Source organism: Pantoea sp. SGAir0180 (assembly GCF_043546245.1).
Genome location: NZ_CP028071.1, coordinates 1,938,662 through 1,951,515, shown reverse-complemented (window position 1 = coordinate 1,951,515; position 12,854 = coordinate 1,938,662). Strand labels below are relative to the sequence as shown.

Here is a 12,854-nt window from a genome sequence, read left to right as displayed (position 1 = left end):
GCACAGACTAGTCTGCGGCACCTGTTGCTTGGCGCAGAAAGTCGTCAAGCGTGGTCAACGTCACGTCGGGTTTCTGGCCCAGCGCGCTTTCGCCCGCGGCAAGAGCCTGCTGTTTTAGCGCGGCCTCATCCAGTGTGGTGACAATGCCAAAACTGTTGGTGCCAAGCTCATGGGCGGTGCCACTGTCATCCATTAACGTGGTAGAGAAGCCCCCTGATGTCAGAGCACCGGTCAGGTTCAGAACGTCACTGAGTCCGGCTTCCTGATAATGAAAGGTCACGACATAGCGATGTAGATCTCCACTGCGCATTTTGCACCTCGAAAGGGTTAAATATCACACAGCGTAGTACAGGGTGAAAAAACAGGCGAATAATGAAGGGGATGAGCCAACAATTCGGACTAAACTGTTTACCGTTTGTGCGGATGCTGGCGACCCGAACGTATGTAAATCTTGTAAACGAACAGATGTTATTTGGCAAAAACAACTCTATAATGCGCGCCGAACTCAGGTTAACGTCCAGCAAATACGGGACGTTACGCTAATGCATGATGTTCTGAGCGAATTCATATCTCTTTACAAAAGTTACGGTAAAGGGGATTGATCGCACCGGGAAACCCTTCAGAATCTTCGTTTTCAAAACTGTTGCACGGATCACACTTAATGAACGCCTTTAACAAGCTGTCTGCTGTTCTATTGCTCTCTGCCGGAGCGTTTTGTCACCAGGCGCTGGCCGATAACGCGGTCTTCACCGCGATGGATGACCCTTCAACGGCGAAAAAGCCTTTTGAAGGATCGGCCTCTGCAGGTTACCTGGCGCAAACCGGTAACACCACCAGCTCATCGTTGACCGCACAGACCAACATGACCTGGTATACAGAATCAATGGCCTACAGCTTGTGGGGCAATGCCGCGAATACCTCTGCAAACGATGAGCGCTCGTCCGAAACCTATAACGTAGGTGCGCGTTCGCGTTACAACATGAGTGCCTATGACTACCTGTTTGGTCAGGCAAGCTGGTTAAGTGACCGTTACAATGGTTATGACGGACGCGATGTCCTGACCGCCGGTTATGGTCGTCAGATCCTGAATGGCCCGGTGCATTCACTGCGTGCGGAATTCGGTCCTGGTGTCCGTTACGACGATTACCGCGAAGGTGGCCATAAAACGCAGGCGCTGGCTTACGGTGCGGTGAGCTACCAGTGGCAGCTGACAGATACCACCAAATTCATTCAGGGTGTTTCCGTGCTGAGCTCACTGGGTGACGATACGACAGTGAACTCTGAAACGGGCTTACAGGTAGCGATTAACGACCATTTCGCCCTGAAACTGGCGTATAACGTCACCTGGAACAACAATCCACCTGAGTCTGCGCCCGACCATACGGATACCAAAACCACGGTCATGCTGACGTACGCGATGTAATCCGCGTTAACTCTGTCTGACGGAGAAGCGGTCTGGCCTGGGGCCTGGCCGCTTTTTTTTCGATCTGTCTGAGAGTTAGCGGAAAGGCATGGGTTTTGCTCACGTCTGAAAACTGCTATTATTCGTGCCGCATCAACTTCCTGGCGACATTCCGACAATGTGGGTCTGATTTCACGCCAGGTGAATCAAACTACTCAATTTTGTATGTAGGCTTTCGTGTGGCTTACCACTGCAACTAAGGACATTCTATGCCTGTAATTACGCTTCCTGATGGCAGCCAGCGCACTTATGATCGCCCTGTCAGCGTGATGGACATCGCGCTTGATATCGGCCCCGGTCTGGCCAAAGCCTGTATCGCCGGACGAGTGAACGGTGAACTGGTCGATGCGGTTGATCCCATCACCGACGACGCGTCTGTCGCCATTATTACTGCAAAAGACGAAGCGGGTCTTGAAATCATCCGTCACTCTTGCGCGCACCTGTTAGGCCATGCCATTAAGCAGCTGTGGCCCGACACGAAAATGGCTATTGGTCCGGTTATCGACAACGGTTTCTACTATGATGTCGACATCGATCGCACGCTGACCCAGGAAGATATTGAGCTGCTGGAAAAACGCATGCATCAGTTGGCTGAGACCAACTACGATGTCGTGAAGAAGAAGGTCAGCTGGCAGGAAGCGCGCGATGTCTTCGCGGCGCGGGGTGAAGTCTATAAGACCACCATCCTGGACGAGAATATCAGCCATGATGATCGCCCTGGGCTGTATCATCATGAAGAATACGTCGATATGTGCCGCGGTCCGCACGTACCGAATATGCGTTTTTGTCACCATTTCAAACTGCAGAAAATTTCAGGCGCCTACTGGCGTGGCGACAGCGACAACAAAATGTTGCAGCGCATCTACGGCACCGCCTGGGCCGATAAAAAGCAGCTGTCTGCCTATCTGCAGCGTCTGGAAGAAGCGGCGAAGCGCGACCACCGTAAGATCGGTAAACAGCTCGACCTCTACCATATGCAGGAAGAAGCGCCGGGTATGGTTTTCTGGCATAATGACGGCTGGACAATTTTCCGTGAACTGGAAGTGTTCGTCCGCAGTAAGCTGAAAGAGTACCAGTACCAGGAAGTAAAAGGTCCGTTCATGATGGACCGCGTGCTGTGGGAAAAAACCGGTCACTGGGAAAACTACAAAGATGCGATGTTTACGACCTCTTCGGAGAACCGTGAGTACTGCATCAAGCCAATGAACTGCCCGGGTCATGTGCAAATCTTTAATCAGGGGCTGAAATCCTATCGCGATTTGCCACTGCGTATGGCCGAGTTCGGGAGCTGCCACCGTAATGAACCCTCAGGTGCGTTACATGGTCTGATGCGCGTTCGTGGCTTTACTCAGGATGATGCCCATATTTTCTGTACGGAAGATCAACTGCGCGCCGAAGTGAACAGCTGTATCCGCATGGTTTACGACATGTACAGCACCTTTGGCTTTGAAAAGATCGTGGTGAAACTGTCTACCCGTCCTGAAAAACGCATCGGTTCTGATGAAACCTGGGATCGTGCAGAAGAGGATCTGGCTGCGGCGCTCAATGAAAACAACATTGCGTTTGAATACCAGCCGGGTGAGGGCGCCTTCTACGGCCCGAAAATTGAATTTACTTTATACGATTGCCTTGACCGTGCCTGGCAGTGCGGAACAGTTCAGCTAGACTTTTCCCTGCCTAAACGTCTGGATGCCACCTACGTGGGTGAAAACAACGATCGTCAGACGCCCGTGATGATTCACCGTGCGATTCTGGGGTCGATGGAACGCTTTATCGGTATTTTGACCGAAGAGTTTGCCGGTTTCTTCCCTAGCTGGCTGGCACCAGTGCAGGCTGTCGTCATGAATATTACCGACGGTCAGGCAGAATATGTTGAGACTTTGACACGTAAATTGCAGAATGCTGGCATTCGTGTGAAAGCGGACTTGAGAAACGAGAAGATAGGCTTTAAAATCCGCGAGCACACATTACGTCGCGTCCCTTATATGTTGGTCTGTGGTGATAAAGAGGTGGAAGCTGGCAAAGTGGCCGTTCGCACCCGCCGTGGTAAAGACCTTGGGTCGATGGATGTCGATGTGTTTGTTGAGAAGCTGCAGCAAGAGATTCGCAGCCGCAATCTTCACCAATTGGAGGAATAAGGTATTAAAGGCGGAAAACGAGTACAACCTACGCGTCCGAATCGCATCAACAGTGAAATTCGCGCAACAGAAGTGCGCTTAACAGGCGTTGAAGGCGAGCAACTTGGTATTGTCAGTCTACGCGAAGCTTTGGAAAAAGCTGAGGAAGCGGGTGTAGATTTAGTTGAAATCAGCCCGAACGCCGAACCGCCGGTTTGCCGCATTATGGATTACGGCAAGTTCCTCTATGAAAAAAGCAAATCTTCTAAGGAACAGAAGAAGAAGCAAAAAGTTATTCAGGTTAAGGAAATTAAATTCCGTCCTGGAACCGATGATGGCGACTATCAGGTCAAACTACGCAACCTGATTCGCTTTCTGGAAGAAGGCGATAAAGCCAAAATCACGCTGCGTTTCCGCGGTCGTGAGATGGCGCACCAGCAGATCGGTATGGAAGTGCTTAACCGCGTCCGTAAAGACCTGTGTGATGATCTGGATTTGGCTATTGTCGAATCCTTCCCTTCGAAGATCGAAGGCCGCCAGATGATCATGGTGCTCGCACCTAAGAAGAAACAGTAGGCATTCAAGTAGCAATGACCGCGCAGCGCTCGCGTTGTGCGGTTTGTTGTTCGCCTGTCTGGGTCATGTTATCAACAATGCGAAGTGGATATTTTTTAAAATGCCAAAGATTAAAACTGTACGTGGCGCGGCTAAGCGCTTCAAGAAGACCGCTTCTGGCGGCTTCAAGCGTAAACACGCGAACCTGCGTCATATTCTGACTAAGAAATCTACCAAGCGTAAACGTCACCTGCGTCCGAAAGGCATGGTGTCTAAAGGCGATCTGGGTCTGGTTGTTGCCTGCCTGCCGTACGCATAAGTAAATTTTTTTAATTAATTCAGAATATTAAACAGGAGAGCTAAATGGCTCGTGTAAAACGTGGTGTAGTTGCTCGCGCACGTCACAAAAAAATCTTAAAACAAGCTAAAGGTTACTACGGTGCACGTTCACGTGTTTACCGCGTTGCCTTCCAGGCTGTTATCAAAGCTGGTCAGTATGCTTACCGCGACCGTCGTCAACGTAAGCGTCAGTTCCGTCAGCTGTGGATCGCGCGTATCAACGCAGCGGCGCGTCAGAACGGTATGTCTTACAGCCGTTTCATCAATGGTCTGAAAAAAGCAGCCATTGAAATTGACCGTAAAATCCTGGCCGACATCGCTGTATTCGACAAAGTGGCATTCACTGCACTGGTAGAAAAAGCGAAATCAGCTCTGGCGTAAGTCAGTTGAAAAAGGGAGCTTGCTCCCTTTTTTATTACCTGTAACCTGAGCAAAAGATTGACTTTTTCGCCTCTGCGCTTTTCAATAGTGCCGTTGAGTATCACGACAAGGTAACGCAAGCATGAATGCTGCTATTTTCCGTTTCTTTTTTTACTTTAGCGCCTGACAATCAGGGGCTTTTGCGCATAAGAAAAGAAACGAAAAATCGCGCTGAAAGCCTCCCACGTGGAGGCTTTTTTATTTTTGGCGCTGGCATATTGGACCGGCAGGTCCCAACAAGTACTAACCAGCCTGACTGGAAAAAGAGGAAAACATGTCCCAACTAGCAGAACTGGTGGCGAACGCCACGGCGGCCATCGACGGGGCGACCGATATCGCCGCCCTTGACGCGGTGCGCGTCGAATACCTGGGGAAAAAAGGGCATCTGACTTTGCAGATGACCACGTTGCGTGAGCTGCCAGCAGAAGAGCGTCCAGCAGCCGGTGCCGTGATTAACGAAGCCAAACAGCAGGTGACAGATCGTCTGAATGCCCGCAAAGAAGCGATGGAGTCGGCGGCGCTCAACGCCCGTCTGGCGGCGGAAACCATCGATGTCTCGCTGCCGGGACGCCGTATCGAAAACGGTGGGCTGCATCCGGTTACCCGTACTATCGATCGCATTGAAACCTTCTTTGGTGAACTGGGCTTCGCGGTGGTGACCGGCCCGGAAATTGAAGACGATTACCATAACTTTGACGCGCTGAATATCCCCGGCCATCACCCGGCACGTGCCGATCACGACACCTTCTGGTTCGATGCCACTCGCCTGCTGCGTACGCAGACATCCGGCGTACAGATCCGCACGATGAAAAACCAGCAGCCGCCGCTGCGCATTATCGCCCCGGGCCGCGTGTACCGTAACGACTACGATCAGACGCACACGCCGATGTTCCACCAGATGGAAGGCCTGATCGTCGATAAGAACATCAACTTCACCAACCTGAAAGGCACGCTGCACGATTTCCTGAACAACTTCTTTGAGGAAGATTTGCAGATCCGTTTCCGTCCGTCTTACTTCCCGTTCACCGAACCGTCTGCGGAAGTGGATGTGATGGGGAAAAACGGCAAGTGGCTGGAAGTGCTGGGCTGCGGCATGGTGCATCCTAACGTGCTGCGCAACGTCGGTATCGATCCGGAAGTCTACTCGGGCTTCGCCTTTGGTATGGGCATGGAGCGTCTGACCATGCTGCGTTACGGCGTGACCGATTTACGCGCATTCTTCGAAAATGATTTACGTTTCCTCAAACAATTTAAGTAAGGGCAGGTTATCCAATGAAATTCAGTGAACTCTGGTTACGCGAATGGGTAAATCCAGCCCTTGACAGCGCAGCGCTGTCAGAACAAATCACCATGGCGGGTCTGGAAGTGGATGGCGTTGAGCCAGTGGCTGGCGCGTTTCATGGCGTGGTGGTCGGTGAGGTCGTAGAGTGCGGTCAGCACCCGAATGCCGACAAGCTGCGCGTGACCAAAATCAACACCGGGGGTGATCGTCTGCTGGACATCGTGTGCGGTGCGCCGAACTGTCGTCAGGGCCTGAAAGTGGCCGTCGCCACCGTGGGTGCCGTTCTGCCGGGCGATTTCAAAATCAAAGCCGCAAAGCTGCGCGGTGAACCCTCGGAAGGCATGCTGTGCTCGTTCTCGGAGCTGGGTATTTCCGATGATCACAATGGCATTATTGAACTGCCTGCCGATGCGCCTGTGGGCACCGATATCCGTGACTATCTGCAGTTAGATGACAACACCATCGAAATCAGCGTGACGCCTAACCGCGCTGACTGTCTGGGCATCATGGGCATCGCTCGGGATGTTGCGGTCCTGAACGGCCTGCCGCTGAACGCGCCCGCCATCGAGCCGGTTACTGCCACGATTCCCGATACCTTCCCGATTCGCGTTGACGCGACCGATGCCTGTCCTCGCTATTTAGGCCGGGTGGTTAAAGGCGTGAACGTTGCCGCAGCAACGCCGCTGTGGATGAGAGAGAAACTGCGCCGCTGCGGTATTCGCTCTATCGATCCGGTCGTGGATATCACCAACTACGTGCTGCTGGAGCTGGGTCAGCCGATGCACGCCTTCGATCTGGATCGTCTTGACGGCGGGATCGTGGTGCGCATGGCAGAAGAGGGCGAAGCACTCACGCTGCTGGACGGTACAGAAGCCAGACTCAGCAGCGATACGCTGGTCATTGCTGACCACCAGAAAGCGCTGGCGATGGGCGGCATTTTTGGCGGTGAGCATTCCGGCGTAAACACCGAAACGCAAAATATTTTACTGGAATGCGCCTGGTTTGAGCCGCTGGCGATTACCGGCCGTGCGCGTCGTCATGGTTTGCATACGGATGCTTCACATCGTTACGAGCGTGGTGTGGATTCGGCGCTGCAGCACAAGGCGATGGCGCGGGCGACGCAGCTACTGCTGAGCATCTGTGGCGGCGAAGCCGGTCCGGTTATCGATCAGACGGTAGAGGCCGCGTTGCCGGTGCCAGCCACCATCACCTTACGTCGTGAGAAGCTGGATCGCTTAATCGGTCATGTGGTCAGCGATGCCCAGGTGACCGACATTCTGACCCGCCTCGGTTGTCAGGTGAACGTAGGCAATCAGGAATGGCAGGCGGTCGCACCGACCTGGCGCTTCGATATGGCTATCGAAGAAGACCTGGTGGAAGAGATTGCGCGCATCTACGGTTACAACAATATCCCGAACGTGCCGGTGCAGGCCGGGCTGGTGATGACGAAGCACCGTGAAGCCAACCTGTCGCTGAAACGCGCAAAGATGCTGCTGGTGGATAAAGGCTATCAGGAGGCCATTACCTACAGCTTCGTGGATCCAAAAGTCCAGCAGTTGCTGCATCCCGGCGAAGAGGCATTGCTGCTGCCAAGCCCGATTTCCAGCGATATGTCCACCATGCGTCTGTCGCTGTGGACCGGTTTGCTGAGCGCCGTGGTCTATAACCAGAATCGTCAGCAGAGCCGCGTGCGCCTGTTTGAGAGCGGTCTGCGTTTTGTGCCTGATACACAGGCAGATTTAGGTATCCGTCAGGATTTGATGCTGGCCGGCGTACTGAGTGGCAATCGCTTCGAAGAGCACTGGGATCTGGCGCGCCAGGCGGTTGACTTCTATGATTTGAAAGGCGATTTAGAGTCATTACTGGATTTAACCGGTAAGCTCGACGCCATCACTTTCCGTGCAGAAGCGAATCCGGCGTTACATCCGGGACAAAGTGCGGCAATTTATTTGCATGATGAACGAATCGGATTTATCGGAGTGGTTCATCCCGAACTTGAACGTAAGCTGGATCTCAACGGTCGCACCTTAGTCTTTGAACTGCTTTGGAATAAGGTCGCAGACCGCGTCCTGCCTGATGCGCAAGAGATTTCGCGCTTCCCGGCAAACCGCCGAGATATCGCCGTTGTTGTGGCGGAAAACGTGCCCGCAGCAGATATCATCGCAGAGTGTAAGAAAGTTGGCGTAAATCAGGTAGTTGGCGTAAACTTGTTTGACGTGTACCGAGGTAAGGGTGTTTCCGAGGGCTATAAGAGCCTCGCAATCAGCCTGATTTTGCAGGATACCAGCCGGACACTCGAAGAAGAGGAGATTGCCGCGACGGTTGCCAAATGCGTTGCGGCATTAAAAGAGCGATTCCAGGCAACCTTGAGGGATTGAACCTATGGCGCTTACAAAAGCTGAGATGTCAGAATACCTGTTTGAGAAACTCGGGCTGAGCAAACGTGATGCAAAAGAGTTAGTGGAGCTGTTTTTCGAAGAGGTTCGCCGCGCTTTGGAAAATGGAGAACAGGTTAAACTGTCGGGGTTTGGTAATTTTGATCTGCGTGACAAAAACCAACGTCCGGGCAGAAACCCAAAAACGGGAGAGGATATTCCGATTACTGCACGTCGCGTAGTCACCTTCCGTCCAGGGCAGAAGCTTAAAAGTCGCGTTGAGAACGCCACACCCAAAGACAGTGACTGATCCCAGTGTTTTAAAAAGGCCGCGCAAGCGGCCTTTTTCATTTCTTTTTTTCGCAATCCTTTTACAATCAATTCCCTGTTACCCAGATCAATTCCGCTTATGTCCCAGCTTGAACAACTTGCACGGCACAGCACACGGCAAAATCAAAAATGGCTGATGGGCCTGAGTCTGCTGCTGCTGGCGCTTTTTACGGTCAGCCTGTGTGCAGGCGAGCGCTGGATAGGGCCTGCCGCCTGGTGGAGTGAGAGCGGCAGGCTGTTTGTCGGCCAGTTACGTTTACCCCGTACCGTCGCGGTGATGCTGGTGGGGGCGGCGCTGGCGTTGAGCGGGGTGATGATGCAGGCGCTGTTTACCAATCCGCTGGCCGAGCCCGGCCTGCTGGGGGTGTCCAGCGGGGCAGGCATTGGCCTGGTGGCGGGCGTGCTGTTCAGCGGCGGCGCATTATGGAGCCTCTCGCTTTCGGCGATAGCGGGCGCGTTGGTGATTACGCTGATTCTGCTGCACTTTGCCCACCGCCATTTATCCGTCAGCCGTTTGTTGCTCACCGGCGTAGCGTTGGGCATGATTTGCAGCGCGATGATGACCTGGGCGGTGTATTTCAGCAGCAGTCTCGATTTGCGCCAACTGATGTACTGGATGATGGGCGGATTCAGCGGCATCGACTGGCGTTATGGCTGGATGATGCTGGCGTTATTGCCGGTGATTCTGGCCAGCATGACGGCGGCCCGCGCGCTCAATCTGTTGGCCCTCGGTGAGACCTCCGCGCGCCAGTTAGGACTGTCTCTGGTCTGCTGGCGTAATCTGCTGGTGCTGGCCATGGGCTGGCTGGTCGGGGTCAGCGTTGCGCTGGCCGGGGCGATAGGATTTGTCGGGCTGGTCATTCCTCATCTGTTACGCCTGGTGGGATTGCACGATCATCGTGCGTTGCTGCCGGCCTCCGCGCTGGCAGGGGCCAGCGTACTGCTGGGGGCAGATATTATTGCCCGTCTGGCACTGGCCTCGGCTGAGTTACCTGTTGGCGTGGTCACGGCCACGCTGGGTGCGCCATTGTTTATCGTTCTGTTAGTCAAATCGACACGTCAGCCTGCGCTGACAAACAAGTCTTAACCACAGGAACCCTGTATGAGCATTTATCAAACTGAACTGGTTACGCTGGATGGTGAGAAAACCACGCTGTCTGCCTGGCAGGGCAACGTCCTGCTGGTGGTGAACGTGGCCTCGAAGTGTGGTTTAACGCCGCAATACGAAGCACTGGAAAATATTCATGAAGCCTGGCATGACCAGGGCTTCAGTGTACTGGGTTTCCCGTGCAATCAGTTCCTGGAGCAGGAACCCGGCACCAGCGAAGAAATCAAGACGTTTTGCAGCACCACCTACGGTGTGACCTTCCCTCTGTTCGAAAAATGTGAGGTGAATGGTGAACATCGTCATCCGCTTTATGCGCAGCTGGTGGCCGCAAAACCGGATGCCGTTCGGCCGGAAGAAAGTGGCTTTTATGAGCGTATGGTCAGTAAAGGCCGGGCACCAAAAGCGCCAGGGGATATTTTGTGGAATTTTGAAAAATTCCTGATTGGACGTGACGGCAGCGTGATCCAGCGTTTCTCGCCCGATATGTCGCCAGAAGACCCGATTATTCTGGAAACGATTAAGGTCGCGCTGGCGAAGTAGGTGTTACTCAGCCTGCAAGCGGTCGCCGTTGCCGGACGGCTGCAACCGGTAAGCGGTGCGCTTCATGCCGGGCATCTGATCCATCTGGTGGGGCCGAATGGCGCGGGCAAAAGCACCTTGTTGTCCGCGCTGGCCGGTCTGGAGCCGATAACCGGTCAGATGACTTTACAGGATAAAGCGCTGGCTGACTGGCCCGGACCGGCGCTGGCCCGGGTACGCGGCTGGCTGCCTCAACAGCAGCTGCCACTTGGCATGATGCCGGTTTATCACTATCTTCGTTTGCATCTGGCGTCTTCAGGGCCACACAATGATGCGCGGTTAATGAGCTTACTCGCCCGGCTGCAGTTGACAGAAAAACTCTCCCGACCGCTGAATCAGCTTTCCGGGGGCGAATGGCAGCGCGTCCGGCTCTGTGCGGTCATGGCACAAATCGATCCGCAGATTAATGCGGACGGTAAACTGCTGATTCTTGACGAACCCATGACGGCGCTGGATGTGGCGCAGCAACACGCTGTCGATAATCTGATTCAGGAACTCTGTCGTGCAGGGGTTTGTGTGATTGCCAGCAGCCATGACCTTAACCACAGCCTGTGGCATGCCGATCGGGTCTGGCTGTTGCATCAGGGCGCGGTTGTGGCACAGGGCAAACCCTGTGAGGTCCTGCGCCCGGAACAGCTCACGCCACTCTACGGTATCCCTTTCCGACAACTCATCCTGGAAGGCCGTCCGCTGCTAACGGTTTTACCCTGAGACTTGCCACGTGGCGGGCTTTGCCGCTACATTTACCCCGTTATAACTGATTAAGGATGAGCTGTGATGCGCATGGGGTTGCTGTTCGTGGTGTTACTGTTGGTGGGCTGTAGCCATCGTGCACCGCCTGTCAATGGTCGCCTCTCTGACTCCATTACCGTTATTGCGCAGCTCAACGATCAACTGGGGAGCTGGCGGGGAACACCGTATCGCTATGGTGGCATGAGCCGCAAGGGCGTTGACTGCTCGGGTTTTGTCTATCTGACATTTCGGGATAAGTTTGATTTGCAGCTCCCACGCAGTACCGCCGCCCAGAGTGATATCGGCACGCGTATCAGCAAAGAGGACCTTCTGCCCGGCGACCTGGTGTTCTTCAGGACCGGCAGTGGCGAAAATGGCTTACATGTGGGCATTTACGACACGGATAACGCCTTCATCCATGCTTCAACCAGTCAGGGCGTCATTCGATCCTCGCTGGATAATGTCTACTGGCGGAAAGTGTTTTGGCAGGCGCGACGCATATAATTTGTCAACCTAAGCCCGCCCGGTTAGTGCGGATTAATTCAGAAAATGACCGGATCTAAAAAATATTCCTAATTTGGCTTTAACCAACTCATTTTATTTATAACATTGGGAGCGGGAATCTTTTTCATACTTTACAGAATTGTCCCAAAAATTATTTGGCTTAAAGTTTATTTTCTTAAAACTAAAGCCAGTAATGGCCTAAAAATATCTATCTCATCAGTCCTTTGCTACTATTGCCAGTAAGTTTTTAATCATATACGATGCACTATCGCCACATATACTGGCTGTAAAATGAAAATTCATCTGTCGGCCGACTATGAGTCGGAAATTTGGTTTTATGCCGCCTGTTCCCAGGAAGGGCACTTAACCGCTATTGAGCTGGCTACCCAGTTCGTCCACGAAAGTGCGCCTATCACGTTGCCGCAGGATGTTCTGTTGCCGCAGCTTGATGAGACACAGCGCCTGCGCCTGCTGCAGCGGCAGGTTTCGTTACTGGAAAAGCATCAGACCTTTTTCGAAACGCACAATCTGCTGGCCTTTATGCCCACAGACGAGGGCATGGCAAGCACCCTGCTCGAAAGTGAGTTTCTGACGCGTAAAATAAAACAACTGCCCTTTTTAAGGTTGGATATCAGCGAAACGTTTCTCTCGCTCCATTTGGGAAAAAATAATCCGCTTCTCGCGGCGTTATATGGTGAGTTTAAATTGTCTCTGTCGCATTTTGGCGCGGGGAAATCGTCGACGACTGCCGTTTACGATAATCTGTTTAGCTGTATCAGGCTGGACAAACACTTTATTCAGTCGCTTGCTAAACGTGCTTCTTTTTTACCATTTATGCAAAGCATCATTGATAATTTCCGTAGCCATTGCGATCGGATGATTATTTGTGGCGTAGATGACGAAATTTTACTGGATAAAGTTAGCCATCTAAGTAATGTGCATCTGCAGGGTGCCTTGTTCCCGGTGGTGAAATCTGATGCATTTGAGTCCTTGATCTACTCCGAGCAATTCCTGCACTCTCCCTGATATTTGCACGACTGTCGCCTGTTTA

The 12,854-nt window shown here is 53.0% G+C and carries 15 protein-coding genes and 1 other annotated feature; of the genes, 14 read left to right on the top strand and 1 reads right to left on the bottom strand.

The features are described from left to right. Nucleotides 1–7 precede the first annotated feature (7 nt). Complete coding sequence (ghoS, locus tag C1N58_RS09120; protein ID WP_054633904.1) at nucleotides 8–310, bottom strand: type V toxin-antitoxin system endoribonuclease antitoxin GhoS; 303 nt, start codon at nucleotides 308–310, stop codon at nucleotides 8–10. Between the two features lie 351 nt (nucleotides 311–661). Here ghoS and C1N58_RS09115 point away from each other — a divergent pair, with 351 nt between their 5' ends. From C1N58_RS09115 to C1N58_RS09050, 14 genes are all read left to right on the top strand, one after another. Next, the gene (locus C1N58_RS09115) at nucleotides 662–1,423 is read left to right on the top strand and encodes a DUF481 domain-containing protein (RefSeq protein ID WP_006118952.1); all 762 of its coding nucleotides are present in this window, start codon (nucleotides 662–664) and stop codon (nucleotides 1,421–1,423) included. 248 nt (nucleotides 1,424–1,671) lie between these two features. Next, nucleotides 1,672–3,600 (top strand): threonine--tRNA ligase, encoded by a 1,929-nt coding sequence (thrS, locus tag C1N58_RS09110; RefSeq protein WP_006118953.1) that lies wholly within the window; start codon nucleotides 1,672–1,674, stop codon nucleotides 3,598–3,600. Nucleotides 3,601–3,603: 3 nt separating this feature from the next. Next, nucleotides 3,604–4,155, top strand: coding sequence for a translation initiation factor IF-3 (gene infC, locus C1N58_RS09105; RefSeq protein ID WP_006118954.1), 552 nt, complete (start codon nucleotides 3,604–3,606; stop codon nucleotides 4,153–4,155). Between the two features lie 100 nt (nucleotides 4,156–4,255). Next, nucleotides 4,256–4,453 carry a 50S ribosomal protein L35 gene (gene rpmI, locus C1N58_RS09100; protein WP_006118955.1) on the top strand — a complete coding sequence of 66 codons (198 nt, stop codon included), beginning with the start codon at nucleotides 4,256–4,258 and terminating at the stop codon, nucleotides 4,451–4,453. 44 nt (nucleotides 4,454–4,497) lie between these two features. Then, a complete protein-coding gene (gene rplT, locus C1N58_RS09095; RefSeq protein ID WP_006118956.1) occupies nucleotides 4,498–4,854 on the top strand; it encodes a 50S ribosomal protein L20 in 357 nt (118 codons plus the stop codon). Between the two features lie 116 nt (nucleotides 4,855–4,970). Beyond that, nucleotides 4,971–5,096: a sequence feature (Phe leader region), on the top strand. Continuing rightward, nucleotides 4,976–5,020: a pheST operon leader peptide PheM gene (pheM, locus tag C1N58_RS09090; RefSeq protein ID WP_106120997.1), complete on the top strand. Its 45-nt coding sequence runs from the start codon at nucleotides 4,976–4,978 to the stop codon at nucleotides 5,018–5,020. (Overlaps the previous feature by 45 nt.) A gap of 71 nt (nucleotides 5,097–5,167) precedes the next feature. Continuing rightward, entirely contained in the window at nucleotides 5,168–6,151 is a 984-nt protein-coding gene (gene pheS / locus C1N58_RS09085; protein ID WP_033741123.1) for a phenylalanine--tRNA ligase subunit alpha, read from the top strand. A gap of 14 nt (nucleotides 6,152–6,165) precedes the next feature. Continuing rightward, nucleotides 6,166–8,553 carry a phenylalanine--tRNA ligase subunit beta gene (gene pheT / locus C1N58_RS09080; protein WP_058708702.1) on the top strand — a complete coding sequence of 796 codons (2,388 nt, stop codon included), beginning with the start codon at nucleotides 6,166–6,168 and terminating at the stop codon, nucleotides 8,551–8,553. Between the two features lie 4 nt (nucleotides 8,554–8,557). Further along, nucleotides 8,558–8,860: an integration host factor subunit alpha gene (gene ihfA / locus C1N58_RS09075; RefSeq protein WP_006118960.1), complete on the top strand. Its 303-nt coding sequence runs from the start codon at nucleotides 8,558–8,560 to the stop codon at nucleotides 8,858–8,860. Between the two features lie 99 nt (nucleotides 8,861–8,959). Further along, on the top strand, nucleotides 8,960–9,967 hold the full coding sequence (btuC, locus tag C1N58_RS09070; RefSeq protein WP_039340645.1) for a vitamin B12 ABC transporter permease BtuC: 1,008 nt from the start codon (nucleotides 8,960–8,962) through the stop codon (nucleotides 9,965–9,967). Nucleotides 9,968–9,982: 15 nt separating this feature from the next. Beyond that, on the top strand, nucleotides 9,983–10,528 hold the full coding sequence (locus C1N58_RS09065; protein WP_039340642.1) for a glutathione peroxidase: 546 nt from the start codon (nucleotides 9,983–9,985) through the stop codon (nucleotides 10,526–10,528). Beyond that, nucleotides 10,529–11,278 (top strand): vitamin B12 ABC transporter ATP-binding protein BtuD, encoded by a 750-nt coding sequence (btuD, locus tag C1N58_RS09060; RefSeq protein WP_394564813.1) that lies wholly within the window; start codon nucleotides 10,529–10,531, stop codon nucleotides 11,276–11,278. Nucleotides 11,279–11,344: 66 nt separating this feature from the next. Then, nucleotides 11,345–11,803 (top strand): NlpC/P60 family protein, encoded by a 459-nt coding sequence (locus tag C1N58_RS09055; protein WP_033741136.1) that lies wholly within the window; start codon nucleotides 11,345–11,347, stop codon nucleotides 11,801–11,803. A gap of 291 nt (nucleotides 11,804–12,094) precedes the next feature. Next, the gene (locus C1N58_RS09050) at nucleotides 12,095–12,829 is read left to right on the top strand and encodes an EAL domain-containing protein (RefSeq protein ID WP_006118964.1); all 735 of its coding nucleotides are present in this window, start codon (nucleotides 12,095–12,097) and stop codon (nucleotides 12,827–12,829) included. Nucleotides 12,830–12,854: the final 25 nt, after the last annotated feature.

Coding starts and splice junctions, on each gene's coding strand:
- ghoS (WP_054633904.1), bottom strand. CDS start 310: ATGCGCAGTGGAGATCTACATCGCTATGTCGTGACCTTTCATTATCAG.
- C1N58_RS09115 (WP_006118952.1), top strand. CDS start 662: ATGAACGCCTTTAACAAGCTGTCTGCTGTTCTATTGCTCTCTGCCGGA.
- thrS (WP_006118953.1), top strand. CDS start 1,672: ATGCCTGTAATTACGCTTCCTGATGGCAGCCAGCGCACTTATGATCGC.
- rpmI (WP_006118955.1), top strand. CDS start 4,256: ATGCCAAAGATTAAAACTGTACGTGGCGCGGCTAAGCGCTTCAAGAAG.
- rplT (WP_006118956.1), top strand. CDS start 4,498: ATGGCTCGTGTAAAACGTGGTGTAGTTGCTCGCGCACGTCACAAAAAA.
- pheS (WP_033741123.1), top strand. CDS start 5,168: ATGTCCCAACTAGCAGAACTGGTGGCGAACGCCACGGCGGCCATCGAC.
- pheT (WP_058708702.1), top strand. CDS start 6,166: ATGAAATTCAGTGAACTCTGGTTACGCGAATGGGTAAATCCAGCCCTT.
- ihfA (WP_006118960.1), top strand. CDS start 8,558: ATGGCGCTTACAAAAGCTGAGATGTCAGAATACCTGTTTGAGAAACTC.
- btuC (WP_039340645.1), top strand. CDS start 8,960: ATGTCCCAGCTTGAACAACTTGCACGGCACAGCACACGGCAAAATCAA.
- C1N58_RS09065 (WP_039340642.1), top strand. CDS start 9,983: ATGAGCATTTATCAAACTGAACTGGTTACGCTGGATGGTGAGAAAACC.
- C1N58_RS09055 (WP_033741136.1), top strand. CDS start 11,345: ATGCGCATGGGGTTGCTGTTCGTGGTGTTACTGTTGGTGGGCTGTAGC.
- C1N58_RS09050 (WP_006118964.1), top strand. CDS start 12,095: ATGAAAATTCATCTGTCGGCCGACTATGAGTCGGAAATTTGGTTTTAT.